Origin of the sequence: Collimonas arenae, assembly GCF_001584165.1 — a bacterium.
Classification (GTDB): domain Bacteria; phylum Pseudomonadota; class Gammaproteobacteria; order Burkholderiales; family Burkholderiaceae_D; genus Collimonas; species Collimonas arenae.
In genome coordinates, this window is the sequence record NZ_CP013233.1 from 200434 (window position 1) to 227038 (window position 26605).

The window sequence follows — 26605 nt, forward strand, 5'->3', positions numbered from 1 at the left end:
GTCAGTGATCAACGGAAAAGAAAAACCATGTTCAAGAAGATAGCGATGTCGACCATGCTTGCGCTGGCTGCGCAGGTCTCCTATGCAGACGACGCCAATGTTGTGGCAGCAGCCAAACTGGCTGACAGCATGCACTTGCAAGAGCGGATCAGCGGTTTCAAATTGCAGGCGCAAGCCATGGGCCAAAGGCAAATCGACCAGATCGTGATGCAGATCCAGAAAAGCGTGCCGCAGCTGAGTGATACCCAGAAGACCGCGATCCGTGTCGCCGCCGGCGAATTTATCGCCAGCGTATCCAATTCCTGGAGCAGCGAAGAAGTCGCGAAGATTTACACCACATCGTTGACCAAGGATCTGCCGCCAGAGGTGATCGGAAAAATTACCGATTTTTACTCTACGGAGCAGGGGCAGATGGCCTTGCAGGCTTCCAGCAATGCTGACCAAAGCATCGTTAGCTACATCTCCAGTGCGCAGGAAAAGGCGATGGCGACCAGCTATCCCGTTCTCATGGACAATTTCAAAAGTATTATTACCGGCAAGTAGTCAAAGAGGCGGCACGATTGCCATATCGGCTTTTATTTTCCAGTTGACCCATGCATGAAGCATCAGCCGTAATCCGCCTGGCGAAAGGCGGTGATAGCGCCGCCATCCAGAATTTGTACCTAGAGTTGACCGGTGACGTGCGGGTACATGTCTTGCCCGAACAGATCGAGGCGATGCATGCCGATCCTGCAACACATCTTCTGGTGTGCGATATCGCCGGTAATGTTTATGGAACGGCGCTGCTGTCGCTGTGCGCCGACGCGATGTATGGCAAGCAGCCTTTTGCGACAGTGGAAAACATCATTGTTGCGAGCGCCGCTCGTGGCACAGGATTGGGCCGCCAACTGATGGCAAGTATCGAAACGATTTGTGCCAGCCATGACTGTTCCAAGATCATGCTGCTGAGTTCCTCCAGCCGCAGCGAAGCCCATGCATTTTTCGCGAGTTGCGGATTTTCCGGCGACAAGAAGCGGGGCTTCGTAAAATATCGCAGTCAATTCCATACGGCTTGAAAAGAATGCAGAACCAACAATGAATACCGAATCAAATATTGAGTTACGCGCATTCGTCATCGCGGACTATGAGGCGGCTTTTGCATTGTGGTCGTCGATTGACGGACTCTACCTCAGCGAGTCTGATACGAAAGAAGCCGTCGCTGTTTTCCTGGATCGCAATCCCGGTTTCAGCGTGGTTGCCATCGATGAGCGCGGCAACATGGTCGGGGCGGTCTTGTGCGGGCACAACGGCCGCGCCGCTTCCCTGTATCACCTGGCTGTGGCCGAAAGTGCCCGCGGCAAAGGCGTAGGGCAACGGCTGGTGCAGTTTTGCATTGCAAGACTGACTGCAGCAAATGTCGCACGCTGCAGTGTCTTCGTCTATACAGACAATGAAGTCGGAAATCGCTTCTGGCTAAACAACGGCTGGTACGATCCAGACACCTGGAAGGTGTTGCAAAGACGTCTTTAAGGTTGAGTAGTCATTGCCTTTCCGGCTCAATGCATCTGTAACACGCGCCCTGCACGTCGCGCTGCTGCGGCCAGATACAGCGGCGATGGCGCCCGCAGGTTTTCGCTATAGCAGGTGTAGACCAGCTTGATCACATGATCATCATCGGAGGCGATGGCAGTGGTGAACAGGTCTTGCCAGGTATCGGCGCTGTCCGGCAACACATCTTCCTCTATCAGTAGCGCAGCAGCCGGCGCCAATGCCGGCGCGCCGATCGACACATAGGCGGCGCATACTGCAGCCCACAGTTCCGGCATCAACTGCGATACCAGCACCGACGGTAGATGTTCGAACACACGCCGCGCCGCATGCAGACCGGTGACAATATGCAGGGCGGTGAAATTATTGGTTTGCCAGTACAAGGCGATGGCTGCCTGCGCCATCTGGTCCAGCAGCTGTGGCTGCGCTGGCGCCGCCGGCAATGCCGCCTGGAAGCGCGGTTCGGCCGCCGCCGCGCGCAGGCGCGAAGTAATCATGCCACCGTCGAATTGCACGCCGTGCACTGCGCGCGACAAGCTGTCAAAACCGGCACGTACTGAAACCGCAGGTGTGCGCGGCTGTGAACCTGTGTCGATATGCAGGTTGCCGCTGGCCAGCGCTGCCAGTCCGGCGGCGATTTCCCCGACATGCTGTGCTTCCAGGCCGTAGCTGAGGCGGATCAACGCGTGAAAGGCACCGCTGGCCGGTGCGAAGGGCATGTGCTGAAGCGTCTGCGCCAGCACAGCATCGGCGCCGCTGCACCAGATCCACTCTTCGAAGCAATCGCGCAGGGCGACAAATGAGGTCGGATTGCCGACGCCGGCCTGCCATGTTTCGCGCTCGACGACTTTGGTTGCCGCAGGTGCGGCAAGGGCGTAGCGGCTTTCCCACATGTCAAAGAAATCCTGCAGTCGTTCCGGCGGAGCGCCCATTGCCGCCAGCGCGCAGAGCGCCATCGGACAGTGATTAGTGGTGCCGTTGCCGCCGAGTGCAAAGCGTGCGTTGGCATCGAGCAGCCGGTGCAGCGTCGCCTGTTGTAATCGTTGCTTCATGCGGTAAATCCTCCGAATAGCTGATTGACCACGGTAGTATGAAAGTTAAAGTAAACTTGAAGTCAAGCACAAAATACGGAGTCAGGAAATGAGCGACAAAATGATTACCATCGGCGAGCTGGCCAAGCGTTCCGGCGTCGCCGCCAGCGCCTTGCGCTTCTATGAAGATGCGGGCTTGTTGCATAGCACCCGCACAACCGGGCGTCAGCGGCAATTCTCGCGCGATGTGCTGCGTCGAGTCGGATTCATCCGGGTGGCGCAGTCGATCGGCCTGCGTCTGGAAGAAATCCGGGCGGCCTTGTCGACACTGCCGGAGAATCGCACGCCGACCAAGCAGGATTGGGAGCGCTTGTCGCGCTCCTGGCGGCCGCTGCTGCAGCAACGCATCGATGCCCTCACCGCGCTGCGCGACCAGCTCAGTTCCTGCATCGGCTGCGGCTGCCTGTCGCTGCAGAAGTGTGCGTTATATAACCCAGAGGATATTGCCCAGACGCGCGGCAACGGTCCGCGTTACCTGCTGGGGAATAGCGCCGAGGAGCTGATGGCTGGCCGCTCCTTGAACGAGTCAGATTGACGGCATTATTGTCAAAATGAAATGAGCGGTTGGCCACCGAAAATGTGATCTGCCACTTTTTCGGTGCGCCAGTATACGTTTTTGATTTCTCGATATAGTATACCCCCTATACTATTAATTGAGATCATCATGGGTCACACCATCAAAGACAAACAAAAACTCCTGAACCGGGTACGCCGCATCCGCGGTCAGGTCGATGCGATCGAACGCGCCCTGGAAGAAGAAAAGGGATGCATGGATGTGCTTCAGCAAATTACCGGTTGTCGCGGCGCGATGAACGGCTTGCTGGCAGTGGTGCTGGAAGACCACATACGCACGCATCTGGTCGATGTTGAACATGAGGCGCATGACGGGCATGGAGATGCCAGAGAGCAATTGATCGACGTTGTCAAAAGCTACTTCAAGTAGGCGCGCTACGCGTTTCCTGCTGTCCAGTTCTCTGGCACAGCAGTCGTCCGGCGATTTTTCGGCAATCCAGATATTTTGTAGGCCATTTCCATGACTGAATTTTCCACTCTGTTGCAGCAGGGCGCTTCCAATGCGTGGCTGTTCATTCCCAGCGCCATTTTGCTCGGTGCGTTGCACGGCCTGGAGCCTGGACATTCCAAGACCATGATGGCAGCTTTCATTGTCGCCATCCGCGGCACCATGACGCAAGCGATTTTTCTGGGCCTGTCCGCCACGTTGTCGCATACCGCGGTGGTATGGGCAGTGGCGTTGATCGGTTTATATTTCGGCCGGCAATGGAATGCGGAAGCCAGCGAGCCGTATTTTCAACTAGCATCCGCGATATTGATCGTTGGTGTCGCACTGTGGATGATGTGGCGCACGTGGCGGCAGCAGCGCTTTGCAGATCATGATCATGCCGATCATCCGCATGACGAAACAAAGCGCATAGATACGGGTCATGGCCTGGTGCGACTTGAAATATTCGAGGACGGCGTGCCGCCTCGCTTCCAGCTATTCACCGATAGCAAGCACGGTCACATATGGCCGGCCAATCAGGTCAGGATAGAAACGGAGCGAGCAGACGGCAGCAGCCAGTTATTCACCTTCGTGCGGCGCGACGGCTATCTCGAATCGGAGCAGGTGATTCCCGAGCCGCACGAATTCGTTGCCCGCTTACGCCTGGGCCATGAGCAACACAGCCATGACTATGACCTGGAATATCTAGAGCACGATCACCATCATCACGCCATCCATGACTATGACGGACTGGATGTGTCGGCGCCGGGTTACCAGGATCCGCATGAACTGGCGCACGCCAACGATATTCGTCATCGCTTCGCCAACCGAGAAGTGACGACCGGGCAAATCATCATGTTTGGTTTGACTGGAGGGCTGATTCCTTGTCCAGCATCCATCACGGTGCTGCTGTTATGCCTGCAACTGAAGAAGATCGCACTCGGCGCCACACTCGTCTTGTGCTTCAGTATCGGCCTGGCGCTGACCATGGTGATGTCGGGCGCTTTGGCGGCCCTGAGTGTGAAGCACGTTTCCAAGCGCTGGGGCGGTTTCGGCGAATTTGCGCGGAAAGCCCCTTATTTTTCGGGTGCTCTGATCCTGTTGGTTGGCGGCTATGTCGGTTATCAAGGTTTGCATCAGTTGATGTAAATTCATTCTGACGCAAGATTTTTGCTTCCGCGATATTACCTGGGAGGTAATCGACCGTGCGCAACGCCGCGCGCAGAATGATTTCGTCGACTACGACAAATCAACCTGAATCGATAATCCGATAACCTTCAAGGAGCAGATCATGACCAGCACCAATACTGCAAAGAATATCGCCGAACAAGCTGCCGCCATCGCCACCCGTTATCTCGCCGCCTGGGACGAACTGGATGCGAGCCGCCGCCGTGCCCGTATTGTCGAAGTGTTCACGCCGGATGCTGTCTATCTCGACCCGATGGCGCGTAGTGCAGGCCACGATGGCCTGGATGCGATGATCGGCGCGGTCCAGCAGCAGTTTGCGGGACTGCGTTTTCGCCTCCATGGCAAGCAAGACGGCCATAACAATGTCGTGCGCTTTTCCTGGACGCTTGGCGCGGAGGGAGCAGAGCCGGTCGCCCATGGCACCGATGTCGTGGTGGTTGCCGACGATGGCCGCATCAGCAGCGTTACCGGCTTCCTCGATGCGCTGGCGTTGCCTGCCTGATGCTCAGGTGGCAGCGTGGTTAGCTGTTATCACGTCGCAAAGAAACAGGGATACACTGCGCAATCAACTTTTGGAGATCGCCGATGGCTACATCGCAAGTCGCGTCGCAAGCACCCGCCCGGAGTGCCGGGCAGGCGTCGGGCAACCGCTACTTCAACGACTTCGCCGCGGCCTTGCGCTACTGGCGCGGCAAGCGCGGTTATAGCCAACTGCGCTTGTCCACCGAAAGCCATATCTCGCAGCGTCATATCAGTTTCCTTGAAAGCGGGCGCTCACAACCAAGCAAGGAATTGATCCTCAAGCTTGGCACGGTGCTCGATATTCCGCTGCGCCAGCGCAATGTGATGCTGCTGGCCGCCGGTTTCGCCCCCGCCTACCAGGAGCGCAAATTGTCCGATCCCGAACTGCAGTCGGTCAAGCAGGCGCTGGATTTCATGCTGGCGCAGCAGGCACCTTATCCGGCACTGGTGGTGGATCGCCTGTGGAACCTGGTGATGAGCAATGGCCCGGCGGCGATGATGATCCGCTGGCTGCTCGACATGCCGGACAGCCAGCCGTTGCCGCGCGAGGGCGTCAACGTGCTCAAGCTGATCCTCGATCCGGCCGGCATCCGCAAGCACCTACGCAACTGGCAGGACGTCTGCGCCGACTTGTTGCACTGGATTCAGCGCGAGGCGATGAGCGACGGCCCCGGCAGCGAAGCTACTCTACTGCTGGAAGAGTTACTGGCCTTCCCCGGCATCAAGGCGGTCAGCCAGACGCCGAACCTCGATACCCGTGCATTGCCATTCCTGGCGATGCAGATCGACAAGGACGGCGTTGAGCTGAACCTGTTCACCTCGATTGCCACCATGGGCACGCCGCACGATGTCACCGTGCATGAGCTGCGCATCGAGTCTTTTTTTCCGGCCGATGAGGCCACTGCGGCCTGGTTCAAACACCGCGCATGAAATGCTGCGCGCCGTTTTACAATAGGCATTCGCAGCAAGTTGCAAATTCTTGATCCAGACTAATCCGACAGCGTGAAGGAAATCCGAGATGGAAAAGCAATTGGCAGGTGCGGCCGCACTAATCTCCATGTCATTGTTCCTGACAGCCTGCAGCAGCACGCCTCGCGCCGCGACGTCAGCCATTCCCGATAATCTCGTCACGCCGCCAACCCAGGCGCTGACGGTGACGGCGCAGGCTAGCGGCGTGCAGATTTATCAATGCGCGGCGAGCGCTGCCGATGCCGGAAAATTCGCATGGCGTTTCATCGCACCCGAAGCTGATCTGTTCGACAACAGTGGCAACAAGATCGGCAAACACTATGCCGGCCCGACCTGGGAAGCGCTCGACGGCAGCAAGGTGGTCGGCGCTGTGCTGGCGCAAAATCCCGGACCAGACGCCAACGCCATTCCGTGGCTGTTGTTGGGCGCGCAATCACATTCTGGCGATGGCGCGTTCGCCGGCATCCAGAGCGCGCAGCGTCTCAATACAGTCGGCGGCAAGGCTCTGGAAAATGGTTGCAACCAGGATCGTCTGGGTCAGCAGGTGCGTATCGCCTATCAGGCGCAATATCGTTTTTATTCAGCAAAATGATGCGGTGAAGGTCCTGCTGTCGTTTCAAGCGGCGCGCTTGAAACTGACGCTGGCCCGCAGTCCGGCAAGCCGGAGCCCCTGACCCAGGCGCACCTCGGCCAGGTGCAGGTCGGCGACTTGTTTGACGATCGCCAGGCCAAGGCCGCTGCCGGTCGCTTGCGGCACCAGGCAGCGATAGAAACGATCGAATACACGTTCCCGTTCTTCAGGCGGAATGCCGGGGCCGCTATCTTCAATCTCCAGCACGATCTCGTGCTGCCCTGTGCGAATGGCCACATCAACCTGACCGCCGATGGGCGTATAGCGCACTGCGTTGTCGATCAGGTTGCGCAGCAGAATGTGCACATGGTGCGCCGATCCCATGATTGCGCCGGCGTCCAACTGTTCAACGCCGAGGTTGATCTTGCGTGTGTTGGCATACGGGATCAGGTCAATCGTCACCTCGCGCGCAATCTCGTGCAATTGCAGCGGAGCGTGCGGATCGTGATTGCCGCCCGACTCCAGGCGCGACACCATCAGCAATTGTTCGACCAGGTGGCTGGTGCGTTTGACGCCAGCCTTGAGATCGGCCAGCGCCCTTGCTTCGCACCCGCTGCCGAGCGATTGTTCGACCAGCTGCGTCTGGATCTGCAGAGTCGCCAAAGGAGTGCGCAACTCATGTGAGGCGTCGGCAATGAATTTCTTCTGGCCTTCCAGCGCCACGCCCAGGCGCTCCAGCAGGGTGTCCAGGGCCTGTGTTAGCGGCTTGATTTCGGTAGGCTGGTCTGGCGCGGCCAGGCGGCCCAGCTTGTCGGGGGTACGCTTGGCCAGTTCCTGCGAAAGACGCGTCAGCGATTGCAAGCCGGTGCCAACGCTCCAATGGATCAGCAAGCCCATGATCAGCAGGAAGATCAGCAACGGGATCAGTGAACGCAGCGCATGATCGACCGCAATGTTGCGGCGGCCGCTCAGCGATTGCGCCACCTGGATAACGTTGCGGTCGGTCTTGCGGATAAATATTTTCCATTCGCCGTCCTGCCATTGCACCACGCTGAACCCCGGTGTCGAAAATTGCGGCAGGACGATCTCGGGATGGGAGTTGTAGTTCAATTTTCCCTGCTGGTCCCAGATCTGCAGAATGCTGTCGTCGCCGTCGTACTTCAAGCCCGGCCCGCTCTGTCGCAGATCTTCGCTGTTGACGTGGGCCGGAATGGCGGACGCGATCTGGTTCATCTGGTCATCGTAGATATCGGCCAGCAGGGCGCGGTCGATCAGGTAGTCCGCCAAGACGAAACACGCGCCCAGGATCGCCAGCCCGGAGAGCAGCCAGAACAGCAAACGGTTCCTAATTGACACACGGGCTTTCGCTGTCAGCCAGCATGTAACCCAGGCCGCGGATGTTGCGGATCACGCCAGGCGCCAGTTTTTTGCGCAACGCGTGGACGTGCACCTCGATAGTGTTGCTCTCCACTTCGTCGTTCCAGCCGTAGACTTTATCGACCAATTGTGCGCGCGACAACACTGCGCCTGGTTTCTCGATCAACGCTGCCAGCACCATCAGTTCGCGGCTGCTCAATGCAACGCCTTTGCCCTTGTAGGTAACTGTATTGCCGGCTGGGTCAAACTGAATTTCACCGTGCGTCAACACCGGGCTGGTGCGGCCGCCGCTACGGCGTAGCAACGCGCGCACCCGCGCCGCCAGTTCATCCAGGTCGAATGGTTTGCTGAGATAGTCATCGGCGCCGGCGTCGAGTCCTTCGATCCGGTTCAGCACGCGATCGCTGGCCGACAACACGATCACCGGTGTGCTGTTGCTGTCGGAGCGCATTTTCTTCAGGACTTCCAATCCCGACTTGCGTGGCAATCCCAGGTCCAGCAGCACCGCCGAATATGATTCCGCCGCCAGCGCCGCCTCCGCCGCAATTCCGTCCTGAGTCCAGTCGACGATGAAGCCGTAGGGGTAGAAACCCTTGCGGATGCTGTTGCCCAGCATGTAGTCGTCTTCAATCAGCAGTAAGCGCATCGGAAAGGGAAACTCGGCTTGGTCGACCTTTCAACATAGCAGCCGATTGTGACGAGAGCGTGAAATACATTGCAGATTGGCATAAATCAGACAGATTCCGCACAGCTCATTTTCGCTTAATTTTCAAAGCTTATGCTTCGCCCCGAACTAGAGCCAGTTACCGCGTTACTTGGCAACAGGCCCTATGCCACCAAGCCACAAACGGCATTTTCTCAGCATCTTCTTCCGATTTTTACGACAACGATCCTAAAAGGAAAACCAGAAATGAAGCGCCCCAGTTTGAAGCCAGGTACCCAGCAAATCTTGCACGCATTAGCCGTCATGTGCATGGCAGCACCAATGATCGCCAGTGCGCAGCAAGCCACGGACCTGGGCGCGGTCAGTGCCAGCGGCGGCTCCGGCGCCACCGATAATTCCAGTGCGCCGGTTACTGCTACCAAGACTGCGCCGGTGCAAGGCTCTCTGACTGCGCGTTCGGCGCAATCGATAGTGAGCGATCAGTTCATTCGTGACCTGACCTCGCCGGTCGCCGATTTCAGTCAGGTGCTGCAGATGACGCCGGGCATGTACAGCTACAGCCCGAACGGCGTCGGCCTGGGCGATACAAAAACCTACTTCCGCGGTTTCTCCGACGGCGACTATACCGTGAGCTTCGATGGCATCCCGTTCCAGGACACCAACAGCCCGTCGCATCACACCTGGGCTTTCTTCCCTAGCCAGTTCCTCGGTGGCGCAGTAGTTGATCGCAGTCCGGCTCGGCCGCCACCATCGGCCCAGCCAACTTTGGCGGCTCGGTCAACCTGTTGTCGCGCAACCTGGAGCCGGAGCAGCGCTTCAGTGCCTTTGACTCATACGGTTCTTTCAATACCAAGATCTACGGCGCTGAATTCGAAAGCGGGCAGTTCGGCGCCGACGGTGCTTCCAACCTGCTGCTCAATGCGCACCAGATGACGTCGGACGGCTATCAAACCTACAACAAGCAAACGCGCGATGCCGTTTCGCTCAAGTACCAATATGCGATTACCGACAACACCGCGCTGACCCTGTTCGGCTCATACATCGACCTCAAGTCCAACACGCCGAACACCAAGGGTGCGACGCGCGCGCAAATTGCGCAGTTTGGAGACGACTACCTGCTGAGCAATAATCCGAAGCAAGCCAATTACTGGGGCTACAACTTCTATCATGTGACGTCGGATTTCGAATACGCCGGTCTCAGTTCGAACCTGGGCGGCGGCTGGAAACTGGATGACAAGGTCTATACCTACGCTTATCATAACCAACAGAATTACAACGGCAGCACCATCACCGCCACCAGCGCTACCGACAAGCTCAACGCCTACCGCACCTACGGCAACCTGCTGCGCCTGAGCCAGGAATCCAGCTTCGGTGTGTTCCGCACCGGCCTGTGGGCGGAAAACGCCGACACTAACCGCTACCAGATTCCATCCGATCCGCGCACCTGGATCGATGCGACGGCGCCGAACTTCCACGAGCGCTTCAAGACCACCACCCTGCAGCCATTCGTCGAATATGAATTCCAGGTCATGCCGGATCTGAAAATCACGCCGGGCGTCAAGTATTCGTCTTATCGCCAGAATCTGACGCAATATGCCGACAACGGCAAGACCGTCGGCAACCTCGGCGGCTTGCCTAGCATCGAGCACGCGGTGACCTACAACACGGTGCTGCCTTCGTTCGATGTGCATTACATGCTGCGTCCTAACTGGTCGGTCTATGGCCAGTATGTCGTCGGCGATGAAATCCCGCCGACCAGCGTGTTCGATGTCAAGAACGCCAACGTCACCGCACTGCCGTCGTCGATCAAGAGCAAGACTTTCCAGATCGGATCGGTCTGGAAATCGGACCGCTTCACGTTTGATATCGACGCCTACCATATCAAGTTCGACAATGCGTACTCGTCCTTCACCGACAACGCTGGCAACACCACTTACTTCGCCAACGGCAGCTCCACCACCCAAGGTATCGAAGCCGAAGGCAATGTGGTTCTGGGCAGCGGTTTCAGCCTATACGCCAACGCCACTTACGGCACGGCGAAATACGCTAGCGGCCAGTGGGTTGCCAGTGCGCCAAGCGATACCGAAACCCTGGGCCTGAACTACAACCAGGGCGGTTGGGATATCGGCTGGCTCAACAAGCGTGTCGGCACCATGTACAACGACAATGGCAGCGTGCATCAGGCGGTCAAGATCGCGCCGTTCACCATTTCCAACCTGTTCGTCAACTACACCATCAAGCATCCGGTACAGATGGTCAAGCAGGCCAAGGTCCAGTTCGGCGTCAACAATCTGTTCGACAAACACAGCATCGTCGGCGTTAATCCAGCCAGCACCACCACCTCGGCGCCGGCGCCGGGCGACGTGTTGACGCTGTTGCCGGCACGCAGCCTGTCGCTGACAGTGAGCCTGGATTTCTAAGCAAATATTGAACGACCGGGGAGCGCAGCTCCCCAATTTTTATGGAAATCGCATCATGAACATTTCACACCTGCTTGAACTGGCTAACGATTCCGGCGGCACTCTCTACCTGATGCTGGTGCTGCTGCTGGTGGCGTTGACCGTCATCATCGAACGCGCCCGCTATCTGTCCAACATGCAGCACGGCGGCGAACAGATCATCGCCATGCTCAAGCGCGAAGAAGGAGGCCTTGAACATAATGCGGTCTTGCCGCCAAAGTTGGCGCGCCTGCCGCATGGCCGCCTGTTCGACGTACTGCAGCATGAGCCTGCCAACGTTGATCGCGCCGCCTTCGACGGCCATCTCGAAGAAGCCATCATGCATGAAGTGCCGACGCTTGACCGTTCGCTGTGGTTGCTGGATACCGTGGTGACACTGGCGCCGTTGCTTGGTTTGTTCGGCACCATCATCGGGATGTTCAACGCCTTTCACGTTCTGGGCGATGCCCAGAACGGCGCTGCGCAAGTCACTGGTGGTATCGCCGAAGCGTTGATCGCCACCGCCTCTGGCCTGTTCATCGCGATGATCGGCCTGGCCTTCTTCAATGCTTTGCACACCCGCGTGCGAATCGTGCTGCACCAGTTGGAAACCATCAAGATCATGCTGCTCAACCGCCACGAACGCCTGAAAACCCGCGCTGCGGCTGGCGTATCCAACGTCAAGTCGATTGCCCATCCAGCGGCGAGGGCTTGAGATGCGCTACCTGGAAACCAAAAAAGCCCGCATCGAAATCATTCCGATGATCGACATCATGCTGTTCCTGCTCGTCTTCTTTGCGATGCTGACGTTGCGCATGATTCCCACCTCCGGTCACCTTACCAAACTGCCGACCAGCTCCACGGCGGTCAGCATCCCGGCACCAAAACTGTTGGTCGAGATCCAGCAAGACGGCACGCTGCTGGTTGAAGGTCAGCAATTGACGCCGGCACAGTTGACCGACAAGCTGCGCGCGCAGGACAACAGCAAGACCGCAGTGACTATCGCCGGCAACCAGACCGCTTCGTTGCAGCAGGTGATGGCCGCCATCGATGCGATCAAGAAAGGCGGTGTCACTGAACTTGGTCTCGCCACTCGCAACGGCGACAGCAAGTAAGGGCGGAAATGTCGACTATTTTTCGCCATTTCCCAGGCCGGGCGTTCGCGCTGGCGATCCTGGCCGAACTGGTCATTGTCGCCGTTTTGGCGCTAATGCTGGCTGGCGCTGTATCGTCCAAACCTGCGCTGTCGGAGCCGGTGCCGATCATGCTGGTCAGCGAAGAACCAGCGCCACCGGAACCGACGCCGCCTGCTCCACCGCCACCGAAGCCACAGCCGCCGGTCGCCTTGCCCAAGCCGCAAGTGCAACCCAAGACCAAGGTGGCGCCGCCGAAGCCGACACCGCCGGCTGCTGTCGCTGCTGCGCCAAGCCCAACGCCAAGCGAGTCTGCGCCGCAAGCAGAAACGCCGACTGCATTTTCCGAGCCGGTGCGAACACCGCCGGCGCCGCCTCCGCCTGCAGGTAACAAAGATGCTCCCAACGCAGAGTATGCGGCCAAGGTCAAAGCGGCGGTGCAAGCTGCCGTGGTGTATCCACCGGCAGCAGCGGCGCTACATTTTTCCGGGCGGGTACGGGTCGAATTCCATCTGCGCGACGGTGTCGCCGGACAGGCCAGGATCGTTACCCCGAGCGGAATCGGCATGATCGACCGTGCGGCGCTGCAATCGGTACAGAATGCCCGCTATCCGGAGGCACCGCCCGATATGCAGGGCAAGGATCACGTGTACCAGGTATGGGTGGAATTTACATCCTGATCGCATTTGGATTTTTTTTATCAACCAGTTACTATTTTGAAAGTACCGTTCATGCGTAAATTCATTGCTTCCGCATTGCTTATGTCTTTTGTCGCCTGCAGCGCCGCACCGGCTCTGGCGCGCGAAGAAAACCCGTTCATCACGTCACGGGAAATCAACCTGATCGAATTGCTGGCGCCGCCGCCAGCGAATGAATCGGAAAAAACCAGGTTCGAACTCGCCGAAGTCATCGCCGTGCAATCGACCCGCACACCGGAAATGGTGGCCCGTGCGCAAGCGGACTCCGCCGAAAACATCTGGCGTTTTGCCGACGTGATGGGCGTGAAATTCAAGCCGGAACAGCTGCCGCTGTTCACCAAGTTTTTCCAGCGTGTGGTGGATTCGGAAGGTGCGGTGGTCGATACCTACAAGGATGTCTGGAAGCGTCCTCGTCCTTATCTGTATAGCGAGATGGTCAAGCCGGTCGTCAAATTGTCGCATTCCGGTTCGTATCCTTCCGGCCACGCTACTGCCGGTACCCTGATGGGTATCGTGTTGTCCAATATGGTTCCCGAGAAGCGCGCCGAGATCATGGCGCGCGCCGCCGAATACGCCAATAACCGTGTCGTTGGCGGCGTTCATTATCGCTCGGACATCGAGGCCGGTCGCATCACCGGCACGGTGATTGCCGCCCGCCTGCAGACCCGTGACGATTTCAACCAGGCTTTCGAAGCGGCCAAGAGCGAATTGCGCGGCGTTCTGGAGTTGGGGCCGGAGCCAGTGGCCAGCAAGTAAATTCCAGTTGCTTTCGTGCTGTAAAAAAGCCAACCTTCGGGTTGGTTTTTTACTTTCTTTTATACGAACGGCCCGCTTTTTTACGACATCTTTATACCGGTTTATCTACACTGATTGCATCAGAGATAGCGATGCGGGTTCCATCATGATCATTACCGTTTTCAGTCAGGACGAATCTTCAAAACGTTCGATATTAGCAGCCAATCTGGCGGCGCACTGCGCGCTGCACTATCGCAAGGTGCTGCTGATCGATGCCACTGCGCCGCATCATGCGTTAGGCTGGAGTGCCTGCCGCGACGCTGCCGGCATCAAATCGAAGCTGGTCGTGCGCGGCGCCGAAAACCTGCAGTCGGAACTGGAAAATCCTGCTTCCTACAGCCGCAGCCACTATGCCGAAATCGTGATCGATGCTGACGGCGCCAATACCCAGGATACCGATGCCGCACTGGTCGCCACCGATGTACTGCTGGTTCCCGTGCATGCGCGGCAAGGCGAAATGCACAATCTGGCAGCGCTGGCCGAGCGCATCGATACCTTGAAGCTGTTCAACCCTACGCTGCGTGTATTGGTGGCGGAAGTGCAGCCAATCAGCGCTTTTGGCGATACGCAAAACTCGCAAAGCAACCCGGCTCGGCAGGTGGCGAACAGCATTCTCACCGCTGTCCTGGCCAATACCGTGATCCTTGAATGGATAGACGATCGCAGCACCTTCCAGCAAGGCCGGTCTGCGATGGATTGCAGCCCACGCAACCAGCGTGCAGTGGCCGAGATACAGAACCTGTATCAGGAGATCGCCAAGACCAGGACCCAGCGCCTGGATCCTGTCGCCAACAGCCGGGCCATATTGCAGGCGCTGCAAAGAAGGACTGAAGAAAAAGAGTTATGCCACATCAGCCCGGACATCGCTTCGAATCAGGCAAGTGCGATGTGACATTGCGGTAGTCGTAACGGACGGGGATATTTTCGTTTGCGGAAAATCCCCGTCGCAAGCTGCGCGGTCGGTGAGGATTAGACCGGCACCATATCGAAATGTCCCAGGTAATCGATCTTCCCTACCGCCAATCCCTTGTTGCGCAAAATGTCGTGCACGGTGGTCAGGTGGAAGAAGAAGTTTGGCAAGGCGAAGGTCAGCAAGTACGCATCGCCTTTTAACGTCGTTTTGAACTTGCTGAAACTCAGCGTCACTTCGCGCGTCTCGCTTCCCGACAAATCCTCGGGTTTTACCGTCTCCAGAAACGCAATCGTCTTGGCCACCCGAGCCTGCAGATCCGCAAGCGTTACCTCGTTATCTTCCATGCGCGGCGCTTCGATCGACGACAAGCGCCCAATCGCGTTCTTTGACGTATCGCTAGCCCGCTGCACCTGACCGGCCAGCGTCAGCATGTCCGGCGCCAGGCGCGCGTTGACCATCTCGGCAGGATCGATATTGTTGGCTTTGGCATGCGCTTCGGCCTTCTCTAGATACGCCGCAAGAATTCCTAATCCGCGGACGAACACCGGGACTGAGATTTGATACATCGATAAGGACTGCATGGTTAACTCCAGGGAAAATGGGAAGGCAATCAAACCGGGTTCTGAAGCGGCGCTGAACGCCAGCCACACCCGGAATCACATCCTATTCCCATCCGCAGATTGCTGCTGGCGGATTTTAATCCGGGGATTGGATTATGATAGGAAGAGAGTTCGTTGCGCCGACAGCGTGCAAGGTCGATGAAAACCTGAATACTCTTGCAATTTGAAAACGAATACGCTACTTTCGTAAGCACCGCTGGCAGATAGTTAAATGCGCAGCCGGCTTGCCGAGGAGACCGTCGTGAAAACCGTCGCACAGATTCTCAAATCCAAGCAAAACCAGGCCACCTATACTATTTCTCCTTCCGCCAAGGTGTTTGACGCCATCCGGATGATGGCCGACAAGAGCGTCGGTGCTCTGTTGGTGACCGAAGGCGAGCAGATCGTTGGCATCGTCACCGAACGTGACTATGCCCGCAAGATGATCCTGCTGGGGCGTTCCTCCAACGACACCTACGTACGCGACATCATGACCACATCGGTCATGTATGTGCGTCTCGACGATACCAATGAGCAATGCATGGCCCTGATGACCGAGAACCGGCTGCGCCATTTGCCGATTCTCGATAACGGCAAGTTGGTCGGCATCATCTCGATCGGCGACTTGGTCAAGGACATCATTTCGGAACAGCAATTCATCATCCAGCAGCTGGAGCATTACATAATGGGACGTCCTGGTATAAGCTGAACAGGTGGGAACCCGGAACAAGCGGCGGCGGTCGCCACGCCTGTTCCATGCCCTTGATTGCGGATGGTGTTTGATCGTCTCCAACATGGTGGTGCCAGATGAAGAAGTGGCTCATCCTGCTGTCTTGTTTTCTACTCGGTGCATGCGCAAGCATGCCGCCGCCGCGGGCCGACGGCCTGTTCAACGACCAGTTGTTCAGCGCGCCATCGCAGCCCATCAGCGCCGCCGAGGTGTTTGCAATCAGTCCGCCGATGCGCAAGTTCCTCGCCAGTCCCGAAATTGTCCACCAGATGCATGCCTATGGCAGCCAGCGCGGCCTGTTTGATGCGCTCTACAGCAAGGGCCAGTTACGGCTCGAATACGATTCGGTGCAGACCCGCAACGCCGCCCAGACTTTCGAGGCCCGTTCCGGCAATTGTCTGTCGCTGGTCATCATGACCGCCGCCTTCGCCCGCCAGCTTGGTTTGCCGGTGCGCTTCCAGCGGGTGTTGATGGATGAATCGTGGACCCGCAACGGCGACATCTATTTCGCCAGCGGCCACGTCAACCTGACGCTCGGCAAGAAAATGACCGATGCCGACACTCGCTACGATCAGAGCCGCCTGATGACCATCGACTTCCTGCCGCCGGAAGATATTACCGGCCAGCGCATCGCCGATCTGGCCGAAGCCACGGTGGTCGCCATGTACATGAATAACCGTGCGGCCGAGACGCTGGCGGCGGGTCAATTGGACGACGCCTATTGGTGGGCGCGTGAAGCGATCCGCCAGGATCCGAATTTCCTCAGTTCCTACAACACCCTCGGCGTCATCTACCGCCGCCACGGCAACCTGGGCGAAGCAGAACAAGCCTTGCGGCGCGTGTATGAGCGCGAGCCGAATAACACGGTGGTCATGTTCAATTTGCAGGCGGCGCTCAAGGACCTTGGCCGCACTGCCGAAGCGCAGGCCCTGGCGACGCGGCTGGCGCAGTTGCAGCCGGAAGCGCCGTTCCATTATTTCAGCCTCGGCATGGAGGCCATGCGTGCCGGCGATTTCAAGGCTGCCAAGGCGCTGTTCACCAAAGAACTGGCGCGCGATCCGTACTATCACGAGTTCCAGTTCTGGCTAGGCATTGCCTGCCTGCGCCTGGGCGAAACCGACGAGGCCGTGCAGCACATGGCGATTGCGCTGGAAAACAGCACCACCCATCGCGACCATGAGCTGTACGCCGCCAAGCTCGACCGGCTCAAGGCGCAGCTGCCGCATTAGCTGCGGCAGCTGTCTCTCCGAAAAAACACCAGTTAACGCCCAATTCCGTTAAGTTGGGCAGTATTCCTTTGTATCGGCATTGGCAATCCTGGCTAGGTGTCCCCGTTTCGGTATCCCCATCTCGGCGACCCCGTCATTCCCGCGCACGCGGGAATGACGGAGGTGTTGTGGGACTCTTCGCGCAATGTCATTCAAATCCTAGATGAATGGCATTACCGGTTAAACCGACGCTTACTCCGGCAACTGGCGTGATTGCACATCGAACGGCACGTTCTGCGGAATATTCGCAGGATCGTCCTTATGCTTGAACAGCAGCGTATATTTCGATTCGATGAAATACACACGGTCACCCACCACCACGCCGGAGGATGGATCATTCAGGCCGGAGACGATGGTTTGCAGCGTTGCCTGCTTGCCGTCAAGATGCGCGACGCTGATCTGGCCGCCATACGGACCGTCGTTGCCGAACGCATTACTCTCGAAAATCGCCATCCGGCCGGGCGCATAGATACGGATCGCATCGGCATTCTTCAGCACGCGCGGCATCTCGACCCGGCTCACCGCAGCGGCTGCGCCATCGGCGCCGATATCGATCTGCAGCAAATATGGCACGGCTGCTATCAGGCTGACATACAGGTGGCGGTCGCCATCCAGCGCGATGCCGTTGAGGAAGAAACCATCCTTACCCGGACTCAGTTGCGGATCTTCTTTCCAGATGCGCAAGGTGTCGTCGCCCGGCTCCAGCCGCAGCACGCGTGCATGGAACGAGTCGGTGACATACAACGTGCCGTGGCTATCTTGCACCAGATCGTTGCAATAACCTTTGTCCGGCATCGGATAGCTGGCGCGCGGTGTACCGCTAGCCAGGTCGTAGCTTTTCAGTGCGCTCGGCGTCGACGGCACGCTGGTGAAACCCCAATTGCCGGAGCATACCCACAGCAATTGATGCGTAGCGTCCACCAACACCCCTTGGCTATTGGCAAGGCCGTTGGAACCGGGTGCGACCAGAACCTGCGGCGCGCCACCGTTGGCAGGTACGCGCGCGATCGCGCCCTGGTGCCAGCTGCCCACATAGAACGCACCGTCCGGGCCGACGGCAAGGCTTTCCGGATACCAATCGGGCGGCAATGGCAAGGTTGATGCGGTTTGGGATGGCGATGCTGTGGATGGCAATGCAACATCCCCGGCGAATGCCGAGTGTTGGCTGCAGAGCAGAGTCGCCAACAAGGTGACCGCAGGCAACAAGATGCTTGGTTTCATTTTTTCTCCATTTCGTAGCAATGACAAGTCATTCTCACTCCACCGCCTTATTTGATAAACTAGCGAATAATTTCATCATTCAACAGTCAGGCTTTCGAATGGATAGATTGACCAGCATGGCTGTATTTGTACGCGTCGTGGAAAAGGGCAGTTTCGCCAGGGCGGCCGAGGATTCCGACATGTCGACCACGATGGTCGCCAATCATGTGCGGTCGCTGGAGGAGCATCTTGGCGCGCGCCTGCTGGAGCGCACCACACGCCGCCATAGCCTGACCGAGATCGGCAGCGTTTATCTGGAGCGTTGCCGCGACGTACTCAGCAGCGTGCAGGCCGCCGATCATGTAGCCGAAGCATTACGCGCCGTGCCGCGCGGCAAACTCAGGATGACCGCCCCGGTCACCTACGGCGCACATCGCCTGGTGCCGCTGATCGGCGAATACATGGCACTGTTTCCGGAAGTGCAGGTGGAGTTGGTGCTGAATGACAGGGTGGTCGATATGGTGGAGGAAGGTTTTGAAGTGGCGCTGCGTTCCGGCAGCATCGGCAATGCCAACCTGGTTGCCCGTCCTTTGCGGCCATCAAGCATGTTGGCAGTGGCCAGTCCGGCCTACCTGCAGCGGCACGGCAAACCAATGCATCCGGCCGAACTGGCGGGCCACAATTGTCTGTGTTTCATGCCCTGGGGCCGGGATTCATCCTGGCGTTTCAGCCGGGGCGAGGAGACCGTGGAGCTGCCGGTGCGCGGCGCGTTTGCCTGCAACAACGGCCAGGCGTTGCTGACTGCGGCACTGCATGGCATCGGCGTGGTGGTGCAGGCCGATGTGCTGTTGGAAGACGCCATCGCCTCCGGCAAGTTGGTGCATCTGCTGCCGGAATGGAGCCTGCCGACCCGTTCTATCCATCTGGTGCGTACGCGCGACGCGCGGCCTACCCCCAAACTGCGCACCTTCGTCGATTTCCTGGTGCAGCGGCTGGGCTGAGCGGCTGACCGTTACAGGCTATAGCGGTAGAACTTCGTGTCAAGTCGCATGCGCGGAAATGCTGCGGGCAACTCGTCCGCAGCTATTTCAACGAAACCGTGCTTCTCGTAAAAGCGGTGCGCCGCCAGGAAGGCCGAGGTGGTGCCGAGGAATACTTCGCGCAAGCCTTGTGCGGTCGACCAGTCGAACAATGCCTGCAATAGCTGCTGCGCAACCTGATGTTCTCGCCCGCGAAATGCCGGCTTGACGAACATCTTGCGCAATGCCGCTTGCCCGTTGCCGATATCGCGCAGGGAAATGCTGCCCACCACTTCGCCATCCGCCAGCGCCACCCAGAAATTGCCATGGCCGCTTTGGTAAAAAGCAGGGATATCGAGTAGGTCGGGCTGTTCTTCAAGTGTGATGGCCAGGCCGAATTCGCCTTGCTGGATCGGCAGGATAAGGTCGACGATGCCGCTGCGATGCTGTTCAGAGTAAGTGGTGATCGTGATCATGACGGTGTTGTCCGTAAGGAGATTATTCTTGCTGAATATTATCAGTGCTGCGGCGCCAGCACAGACGGATGCTTCCGGTGGGCCACCACATCGGCACGGAAAATGGTTCTATGCGGAAATTTTTGTGGCGTACAGCGCAAAATGACCTAAGCTGCTTCTAGCGGGAGCGGGACATGCTGCTTATTTGTAAATTTTTCCAGTGTCGTCTCGTACGCTACAATTCGCCGATTTGCCCGGCGTCAATGCGATGCCGGGTATATTCAACAGGAGAGAGACCATGAAACTGAATCAAGTGTTGCTGGCGGCAATGGCTGTCGCCGCGCTTCAGGGCTGTGCCGTCGCTGATGTCCCCGCTCCCGATCCGCGCGCCAACGAACAAACCGACACCATACCGCCGGGAGGCTGCGCCGCTGACCGGCTGAAAGATCATGCGCTGGTCGGCAAGAGCGAAAAAGAAGCTACCGATCTGTTGCAAGGCTGCACCTGGCGCATCGGTGAACGCGACGGCCAGCAATATGCCGGCACCATGGATTATCGCGAAGAACGGCGCACCATTGGCCTTGCTGACGGCAAGGTGATTTGGGTCCGACGCGGGTAGGCGGCTTGCCTGCCGGCGTATTGAAAGCGTCGGCAGCGCCCTGGCGTGTTGCGATGTGTGCGATAAGGCGCCAATGTTTTTTCCTGGAAAAGGATGGGATATTTCCGTAAGCTGCGGGTGTCCTCATCTATCCGGTCTGAACGCAGACCTGCCACTGTCCATGTCGTCGCCAACGTTCATTGAAACCGAAAGAGCCGTACTGGTCCAGTTACATCCCGATAATGCACATCTGTTGCTGGCTTACCAGATGGCCAATCGCGCCCATCTGGAGCCGTGGGAGCCGGCTCGCACCGAGGATTTTTACACGCCTGAAAGTTGTCATCGGCGTAGCGAAAGCGCCTACCGCGCTTTCGAGGATGGGGTGGCGCTGCATTTCATCGCGATTGGGCGCCAATCTCAAAGAATGATCGCCGGCTGTAATTTCACCAACATCGTCCGAGGTCCATTACTTGGATGCAATCTCGGTTATTCGATCGACCGCGAACACGAAGGGCGCGGCCTGATGCGTGAAATCGCCAGTGCCGGTATCGATCACGTATTCTCGGAGCTTGGCCTGCATCGCATCATGGCCAATCATGCGCCGCGCAACCTGCGCAGCGAGCAACTTCTGCGGCGTCTTGGTTTTGAGCGGGAGGGATATGCCAAGGCCTATCTGAAAATTGCTGGAAAATGGGAGGATATGGTGCTCAACTCCCTGATCAATCCCGTGGGTTAACTGTCGGTAGCAGAAATCCCCAGCGTTGCCTCTCTTGATCCAGTGCTCGCGCAATCCGGCCCTTTCCTGATCGTCGGTAGGCGGACTTTGTATTGGTTGCGGTTTAGGTATGCGTCGAGTAACATCGATTGCGCCGGCGCAATGATTGTATTGCCCATAAAACTCCTTCCTATTTGGTCATTTTTACAACCATGGTGAAGCTATGATCCGAGGTTGCCTTGGTTGCTTGTTGTTCATGGCGTGCAGCCTGGGAAGTGCCGCCACAGCCGGCCCCGATTGCTCGCGCCCTTTCACGCTTGCGCTGCACGAACACGGTCTGCTCTATTCCGCCGACACCGATACTGGCATTGACAAGGATTTCGCCGATGAGCTGATCCGCCGCAGCGGCTGCAAAGTCAACGTCAGCCTGATGTCGCGTGCGCGCATCTGGCAGTTGATCGAATCCGGCGCGCTCGACTTCAGCTTGTCCGGTATCGCCAACACGGAACGCAACCATTTCGCCTCGTTCGCCTGGTACTTCAGCAATAAATATTATCTGCTGGTGCGCAAGGATTCCGGCATGCACCGCCTTCCCGATGTTGAACGCGACGATCGCTTTCAGCTTGGCGTCATCCGCAGCTTCCGCTACAGCGAGTCGGCCAATCGGCTGGTCGACCAGTTGTCCGCCGCCAATCGCGTCAGTCAGGCAAACGGCCTGGCCCCGCTATACCAGGCGCTGCTTCGCGGCAGCATCCAGGGCATGATCATTGAGCCGTTCGACTATCCGGCGCTGGATGAACGGAAGATCAGAAGCGTGACGTCCGTTATCGAATTCAATGATCCGGCGATACCCCACGGGTTGATCATGTCGAAAAGGGCGTTGCCGGCCGCCGAGCAGGAAAAATGGCGCGCGCTGGTGGATGGCATGCGAGCGGACGGAACCGTGCTCCGTATTTTCGAAAAATACTTCAACTCCAGTTTCGCCGGCCCGATGGTCGATTTTCAGGCGCAGCCGTGAGTCGGCTCCGCTTGATCTTGCTTCCCTTGCTGGTCTTGGTCGCAGGACTGAGCGTCACTTGGGCGCTTTGGCATCACGAACAGGAAGTCGTCAGGAAAGAACTGTTGTCCCAGTTCGATGCCGCGTTGCGCGATACGGCCAGCCGGATTGAACTGCGCATGTCTACCTACGAGCAGATGCTGCGCGGCGTACAGAGCCTTTATGCCGCCACCGGTGAGATGGGGCGCGACAATTTCCATGACTATGTCGCCTCGCTGAATCTTGATGCCAACTATTCTGGAATCCAGGCTATTGGCGTTGGCAAGTGGGTGCCGGCGACGAACAAGGATGATCACGTGACCAAAATGCGCCAGATGGGTTTTCCCAGCTATGCGGTGCAACCGGGCGGCCAGCGCGAAAATTACGTGCCGGTAATCCAGCGAGAACCGAACCTGGGGCGTAACCTTGCCGTTCTTGGCTTTGACATGTGGTCCGATCCCACTCGGCGCAGCGCAATGGAACAGGCGCGCGATTCCGGCTCAGTAGCGATTTCCGGCAAGGTCCGACTTGCGACCGACATCGGAGGAGACGCCCGGCCTGGTTTCATCATGTACCTGCCGTTCTATGCGCTTGGCCAGTCGCATAGCAGCATCGCCCTGCGCCGCGCGCACCTGGCCGGCTGGATCTACGCTTCTTTCCACATGAACGATGTAATGGCCAGCCTGTACGGCGAGCAACCGCACGGATTGGCGTTTGATATTTACGATGGTGTCGAACCATCAGCCGACGCACTTCTGTATCACTACGCCGGCGAAGCTGGAAAACCGGTGGCGGGCGCTCTTTCCGCCAAAGAATATCTGGTCCTCGCCGGACACAACTGGACGCTGTCAATGACTGCCCTGGATGACTTCGGCGGGCGATCCAGGCATAACGCCGAACTCCCCATAGTCATCACCGGCGCCGGCCTCAGCCTGTTGCTGGCGCTGCTTGCATGGCAGATGCTGACCGGGCGCAGCCGCGCCATGCAGCTGGCGGCTTCGATGACCAGCGAATTGCGCGAAAGCGAAGCAAAATTCCGCGCCATTGCAGACTGCATGGTCAACTTGGAGGTGTGGTGGGGACTGGATGGCAAGCCGCGCTGGATCAATCCTTCAGTCAAGGAGTACACCGGATACACGGTGGCGGAATGCATGACCATGACGGATTTCGCGGGCACGTTGATTCACCCGGAAGATCTGCCTCGCATCACGGCAGAATTTCAGGAGGCGTTGCGCGGAGCACGCGGTGACGATCTGGAGTTACGTTGCGTGCGCAAGGACGGCTCACAGTTCTGGCTTTCTATCTCTTGGGCGCCGATCAGCGATGTTCACGGTGCATTCACCGGCTTTCGCACCAGCGGGCGCGACATCACCGAACGCAAACAGGCCGAGGCCGAACTGCGCATCGCTGCGGTAGCGTTCGATTCACGCGAAGGCATGATGATTACCGACGTCAACAGCGTCATCCTGCGCGTCAATAGCGCCTTCACCGAAAGCACCGGATACACGGCGGAGGAAGTGGTTGGACGGACGCCGCGCATGCTGCGGTCTGGCCGGCACGATGCGGCCTTCTATCGGCAGATGTGGCAGGCGATTCATCACAACGGCGGTTGGCAGGGGGAAATATGGGATCGCCGCAAGAATGGCGAGGTTTATCCGAAATGGCTGACGATTTCGGCGGTGATGGGAGAGGATGGCGTCGTTACACATTACATCGGCACCCATCACGATATTACCGAGCGCAAGATTTCTGAAGAAAAAATCAGAGAGCTGGCATTTTTCGATACGCTTACCCATCTGCCTAACCGCACCCTGTTGCTGGATCGCCTGACGCAAGCCATTACGCTCAGCGCCCGCAACGAAACCTGCGGCGCGCTGCTGTTCATCGACCTCGATCATTTCAAGACCCTGAATGACACTCAAGGGCACGATAAGGGCGACATGCTGTTGCGTCTGGCGGCGCAGCGCCTGGCCAGCGGGGTGCGAGAGGTCGATACGGTGGCGCGGGTCGGTGGCGACGAATTCGTCGTGGTGCTGGGAAGCCTGAGTGCGAATCTTCAGGACGCAGCCCAGCAGACCGAGTCGGTCGGCGAAAAAATCCTCGTAGCGCTGAGCGGTGTTTACCATCTTGGCGAGATCGAATACAGATGCACCGCAAGCATCGGCGCCACCTTGTTCCGAGGCCATCAGGCTGATATCGACGAGTTGCTGAAGCAGGCTGACATGGCCATGTACAAAGCCAAGGAAACCGGGCGCAATGCCATGCGTTTCTTTGATCCGGCGATGCAGACCGTGGTGGTCGAGCGCGCCATCCTGGAAGCCGGGCTGCGCAAGGCTATCGAAGGAAGTCAGTTCCTGCTGCACTACCAGCCGCAGGTGGTTGAAAATGACCGCATCACGGGTGTCGAAGCGCTGGTGCGGTGGCAGCATCCGCAACGCGGCATCGTGCTGCCGGCCGATTTCATCCCGATGGCTGAAGAAACCGGGTTGATCCTGCCGTTGGGGAACTGGGTGCTGGAGACTGCCTGCGCCCAATTGGCGCAATGGGCAATCCGGCCCGAACTGGCGCATCTGACGATCGCGGTAAATATCAGCGCCCAGCAGTTCCGCAAACCTGATTTCGTGGAAAAGGTGCTGGCGGTCATTCATCGTACTGGGGCCAACCCCAACCGGCTGAAGCTGGAATTGACGGAAAGCCTGCTGGTCGACAACGTGCAGGACATCATCCAAAAAATGGCTGAGCTCAAGATCAAAGGCATATTTTTTTCGTTGGACGATTTTGGCACCGGCTATTCATCGTTGTCCTACTTGAAGCGCCTGCCGCTGGACCAGCTGAAAATCGACCATACCTTCGTCCGTGACATCCTTTACGATTCCAACGACGCCGCCATTGCCGGCACCATCCTGGCGTTGGCCAAGAGTCTTGGCCTGGAGGTGATCGCCGAAGGTGTCGAGACCGCAGCGCAACGGGATTTCCTGGCCAGCGTAGGATGTCATGCATATCAGGGCTATTATTTCTGCCAGCCGCTGCCGATCGAGGGGTTTGAGAAATTCATGATGACGGCTTGAAGCCTGCCGTTCAATATCCGAATAATTGCAATGACGATAACCGGAGCGATGCCATGACTGTCGATGAAATCAAGGAATTCCTGTTTTGGTGCGTCGGCATGAACTATGCGATTCTCATCGTCTGGGCCTGTGTCTTCGTGGCCGCCCACGACTGGCTGTATCGCCTGCACGGACGCTGGTTCAAGCTCTCCCCTGAAACCTTCGACGGCGTCATGTACGGTGCGATGGCCGTCTACAAGATCGGGATCATGCTGTTCAACCTGGTGCCGCTGGCGGCGCTTTACCTGTCGACTTGAGTTTTAATTCCGCCGGCTGCCGATCATTTCCAAAGGGGCGCAAATGAATCACATCAATGGCATCGTATTCGATTTGTACGGCACGCTTTATGACGTCCATTCGGTAGCCAGGCTATGCGATAGCTATCACCCCGGCCGTGGGCGCGAGATCAGCGCTGTCTGGCGCCAGAAGCAGCTTGAGTACACCTGGCTGCGCAGCCTGATGGGCCACTACGCGGACTTCGAACAAGCTACCTATGATGCATTGGTGTTCACGTCCGGACAGTTGAAACTGCCGCTTGATGCGGCGGCGCAGCTTGCGTTGTGCAATGCCTATCTGGAGCTGGCGCCTTATCCGGAAGTCCCGGCGGCGCTCGGCAGGCTGCAGGCAATGGGCCTGCAGCTCGCCATTTTATCCAACGGTTCTCCGCATTCGATACACAGCGTCGTCACGCAATCCGGACTCGCAGCGCGTTTCTCCCACCTGATCAGCGCCGATGAAGTGCGCATCTTCAAGCCGCATGGCAGCGTCTACCAGCTCGCCGAAGATCACATGAAACGCGATCGCTCGGAGCTCCTGTTCGTGTCGTCGAACGCTTGGGATGCATCGGGAGCCCGGCATTTTGGATTTCCCGTGTGCTGGATCAACCGGGCCGGCAATACGTTTGATGAACTGGGGCAGTCGCCCGATCACGTGGTGGGCGGACTGGACCAACTGGCCGACTGGATCGCGGCACCGCGAAACAATTGATGGCC

31 protein-coding genes are annotated in these 26605 nt (G+C 58.0%); 25 read left to right on the top strand and 6 right to left on the bottom strand.

Translation table 11 applies throughout. The features are described from left to right. Positions 1 to 27 precede the first annotated feature (27 nt). From CAter10_RS00900 to CAter10_RS00910, 3 genes are read left to right on the top strand one after another with little or no spacing between them, the layout of a single operon-like run. Complete coding sequence (locus CAter10_RS00900) at positions 28 to 543, top strand: hypothetical protein (RefSeq protein WP_061531923.1); 516 nt, start codon at positions 28 to 30, stop codon at positions 541 to 543. A gap of 50 nt (positions 544 to 593) precedes the next feature. Beyond that, positions 594 to 1055 carry a GNAT family N-acetyltransferase gene (locus CAter10_RS00905; protein ID WP_061531924.1) on the top strand — a complete coding sequence of 154 codons (462 nt, stop codon included), beginning with the start codon at positions 594 to 596 and terminating at the stop codon, positions 1053 to 1055. 19 nt (positions 1056 to 1074) lie between these two features. Then, the gene (locus tag CAter10_RS00910; protein WP_061531925.1) at positions 1075 to 1509 is read left to right on the top strand and encodes a GNAT family N-acetyltransferase; all 435 of its coding nucleotides are present in this window, start codon (positions 1075 to 1077) and stop codon (positions 1507 to 1509) included. Between the two features lie 26 nt (positions 1510 to 1535). Here the strand turns inward: CAter10_RS00910 and CAter10_RS00915 are convergent, their stop codons facing one another. Beyond that, positions 1536 to 2579, bottom strand: coding sequence for a questin oxidase family protein (locus tag CAter10_RS00915; protein ID WP_061531926.1), 1044 nt, complete (start codon positions 2577 to 2579; stop codon positions 1536 to 1538). 88 nt (positions 2580 to 2667) lie between these two features. Between CAter10_RS00915 and soxR the strand changes: the two genes are divergently transcribed. The 6 genes from soxR (at position 2668) to CAter10_RS00945 (ending at position 6889) form a co-directional block, all read left to right on the top strand. Further along, complete coding sequence (gene soxR / locus CAter10_RS00920; protein WP_082797742.1) at positions 2668 to 3153, top strand: redox-sensitive transcriptional activator SoxR; 486 nt, start codon at positions 2668 to 2670, stop codon at positions 3151 to 3153. A 129-nt stretch (positions 3154 to 3282) separates the two neighbouring features. Then, positions 3283 to 3561 (top strand): metal/formaldehyde-sensitive transcriptional repressor, encoded by a 279-nt coding sequence (locus CAter10_RS00925; protein WP_061531928.1) that lies wholly within the window; start codon positions 3283 to 3285, stop codon positions 3559 to 3561. Between the two features lie 90 nt (positions 3562 to 3651). Beyond that, positions 3652 to 4767 (top strand): nickel/cobalt efflux protein RcnA, encoded by a 1116-nt coding sequence (locus tag CAter10_RS00930; RefSeq protein WP_061531929.1) that lies wholly within the window; start codon positions 3652 to 3654, stop codon positions 4765 to 4767. A gap of 142 nt (positions 4768 to 4909) precedes the next feature. After that, positions 4910 to 5308 carry a nuclear transport factor 2 family protein gene (locus CAter10_RS00935; RefSeq protein WP_061531930.1) on the top strand — a complete coding sequence of 133 codons (399 nt, stop codon included), beginning with the start codon at positions 4910 to 4912 and terminating at the stop codon, positions 5306 to 5308. A gap of 83 nt (positions 5309 to 5391) precedes the next feature. Further along, the gene (locus CAter10_RS00940; protein WP_061531931.1) at positions 5392 to 6258 is read left to right on the top strand and encodes a helix-turn-helix domain-containing protein; all 867 of its coding nucleotides are present in this window, start codon (positions 5392 to 5394) and stop codon (positions 6256 to 6258) included. Between the two features lie 88 nt (positions 6259 to 6346). After that, positions 6347 to 6889: a DUF3455 domain-containing protein gene (locus CAter10_RS00945; RefSeq protein WP_061531932.1), complete on the top strand. Its 543-nt coding sequence runs from the start codon at positions 6347 to 6349 to the stop codon at positions 6887 to 6889. A 24-nt stretch (positions 6890 to 6913) separates the two neighbouring features. Here CAter10_RS00945 and CAter10_RS00950 read toward each other — a convergent pair whose 3' ends face one another. Continuing rightward, on the bottom strand, positions 6914 to 8206 hold the full coding sequence (locus CAter10_RS00950; protein ID WP_236905451.1) for an ATP-binding protein: 1293 nt from the start codon (positions 8204 to 8206) through the stop codon (positions 6914 to 6916). A 7-nt stretch (positions 8207 to 8213) separates the two neighbouring features. Then, positions 8214 to 8891, bottom strand: coding sequence for a response regulator transcription factor (locus tag CAter10_RS00955; protein ID WP_061531934.1), 678 nt, complete (start codon positions 8889 to 8891; stop codon positions 8214 to 8216). Between the two features lie 264 nt (positions 8892 to 9155). On the opposite strand from CAter10_RS00955, the gene CAter10_RS23265 reads away from it, so the two are divergent. The 7 genes from CAter10_RS23265 (at position 9156) to CAter10_RS00985 (ending at position 14865) form a co-directional block, all read left to right on the top strand. After that, complete coding sequence (locus CAter10_RS23265; RefSeq protein WP_236905457.1) at positions 9156 to 9842, top strand: TonB-dependent receptor plug domain-containing protein; 687 nt, start codon at positions 9156 to 9158, stop codon at positions 9840 to 9842. Beyond that, the gene (locus CAter10_RS00960; RefSeq protein ID WP_236905561.1) at positions 9839 to 11329 is read left to right on the top strand and encodes a TonB-dependent receptor domain-containing protein; all 1491 of its coding nucleotides are present in this window, start codon (positions 9839 to 9841) and stop codon (positions 11327 to 11329) included. The genes CAter10_RS23265 and CAter10_RS00960 overlap by 4 nt, the downstream gene beginning before the upstream one ends. A 55-nt stretch (positions 11330 to 11384) precedes the next feature. Further along, complete coding sequence (locus CAter10_RS00965) at positions 11385 to 12062, top strand: MotA/TolQ/ExbB proton channel family protein (RefSeq protein WP_061531935.1); 678 nt, start codon at positions 11385 to 11387, stop codon at positions 12060 to 12062. A gap of 1 nt (position 12063) precedes the next feature. Next, entirely contained in the window at positions 12064 to 12462 is a 399-nt protein-coding gene (locus tag CAter10_RS00970; RefSeq protein WP_061531936.1) for an ExbD/TolR family protein, read from the top strand. 8 nt (positions 12463 to 12470) lie between these two features. Continuing rightward, entirely contained in the window at positions 12471 to 13160 is a 690-nt protein-coding gene (locus CAter10_RS00975; RefSeq protein ID WP_061531937.1) for a TonB family protein, read from the top strand. A 51-nt stretch (positions 13161 to 13211) separates the two neighbouring features. Further along, positions 13212 to 13934 carry an acid phosphatase gene (locus CAter10_RS00980; protein ID WP_061531938.1) on the top strand — a complete coding sequence of 241 codons (723 nt, stop codon included), beginning with the start codon at positions 13212 to 13214 and terminating at the stop codon, positions 13932 to 13934. Positions 13935 to 14079: 145 nt separating this feature from the next. After that, positions 14080 to 14865, top strand: coding sequence for a hypothetical protein (locus tag CAter10_RS00985; protein ID WP_061531939.1), 786 nt, complete (start codon positions 14080 to 14082; stop codon positions 14863 to 14865). A gap of 77 nt (positions 14866 to 14942) precedes the next feature. Here CAter10_RS00985 and CAter10_RS00990 read toward each other — a convergent pair whose 3' ends face one another. After that, positions 14943 to 15467 carry a DUF1993 domain-containing protein gene (locus CAter10_RS00990; RefSeq protein WP_082798027.1) on the bottom strand — a complete coding sequence of 175 codons (525 nt, stop codon included), beginning with the start codon at positions 15465 to 15467 and terminating at the stop codon, positions 14943 to 14945. Between the two features lie 280 nt (positions 15468 to 15747). On the opposite strand from CAter10_RS00990, the gene CAter10_RS00995 reads away from it, so the two are divergent. Next, complete coding sequence (locus CAter10_RS00995; RefSeq protein WP_128082951.1) at positions 15748 to 16194, top strand: CBS domain-containing protein; 447 nt, start codon at positions 15748 to 15750, stop codon at positions 16192 to 16194. A 98-nt stretch (positions 16195 to 16292) separates the two neighbouring features. Continuing rightward, entirely contained in the window at positions 16293 to 17444 is a 1152-nt protein-coding gene (locus CAter10_RS01000) for a tetratricopeptide repeat protein (RefSeq protein WP_061531941.1), read from the top strand. Between the two features lie 231 nt (positions 17445 to 17675). On the opposite strand, the gene CAter10_RS01005 is transcribed toward CAter10_RS01000, so the two are convergent. After that, entirely contained in the window at positions 17676 to 18704 is a 1029-nt protein-coding gene (locus CAter10_RS01005; RefSeq protein ID WP_231879115.1) for an SMP-30/gluconolactonase/LRE family protein, read from the bottom strand. Positions 18705 to 18802: 98 nt separating this feature from the next. Here CAter10_RS01005 and CAter10_RS01010 point away from each other — a divergent pair, with 98 nt between their 5' ends. Then, positions 18803 to 19684, top strand: a complete 882-nt coding sequence (locus CAter10_RS01010) for a LysR family transcriptional regulator (RefSeq protein WP_061531942.1) — start codon at positions 18803 to 18805, stop codon at positions 19682 to 19684. Between the two features lie 11 nt (positions 19685 to 19695). Here the strand turns inward: CAter10_RS01010 and CAter10_RS01015 are convergent, their stop codons facing one another. Continuing rightward, entirely contained in the window at positions 19696 to 20178 is a 483-nt protein-coding gene (locus CAter10_RS01015) for a GNAT family N-acetyltransferase (RefSeq protein ID WP_061531943.1), read from the bottom strand. A 277-nt stretch (positions 20179 to 20455) separates the two neighbouring features. Between CAter10_RS01015 and CAter10_RS01020 the strand changes: the two genes are divergently transcribed. The 6 genes from CAter10_RS01020 (at position 20456) to CAter10_RS01045 (ending at position 26600) form a co-directional block, all read left to right on the top strand. Further along, the gene (locus CAter10_RS01020; RefSeq protein ID WP_061531944.1) at positions 20456 to 20776 is read left to right on the top strand and encodes a hypothetical protein; all 321 of its coding nucleotides are present in this window, start codon (positions 20456 to 20458) and stop codon (positions 20774 to 20776) included. A gap of 160 nt (positions 20777 to 20936) precedes the next feature. Beyond that, complete coding sequence (locus tag CAter10_RS01025) at positions 20937 to 21491, top strand: GNAT family N-acetyltransferase (protein WP_061531945.1); 555 nt, start codon at positions 20937 to 20939, stop codon at positions 21489 to 21491. A gap of 202 nt (positions 21492 to 21693) precedes the next feature. After that, entirely contained in the window at positions 21694 to 22488 is a 795-nt protein-coding gene (locus tag CAter10_RS01030) for a substrate-binding periplasmic protein (protein ID WP_061531946.1), read from the top strand. Then, entirely contained in the window at positions 22485 to 25574 is a 3090-nt protein-coding gene (locus tag CAter10_RS01035; RefSeq protein WP_061531947.1) for a bifunctional diguanylate cyclase/phosphodiesterase, read from the top strand. The genes CAter10_RS01030 and CAter10_RS01035 overlap by 4 nt, the downstream gene beginning before the upstream one ends. 53 nt (positions 25575 to 25627) lie before the next feature. Further along, complete coding sequence (locus CAter10_RS01040) at positions 25628 to 25870, top strand: DUF6868 family protein (protein WP_061535103.1); 243 nt, start codon at positions 25628 to 25630, stop codon at positions 25868 to 25870. 43 nt (positions 25871 to 25913) lie between these two features. Further along, positions 25914 to 26600 (top strand): haloacid dehalogenase type II, encoded by a 687-nt coding sequence (locus CAter10_RS01045; RefSeq protein WP_061531948.1) that lies wholly within the window; start codon positions 25914 to 25916, stop codon positions 26598 to 26600. Positions 26601 to 26605: the final 5 nt, after the last annotated feature.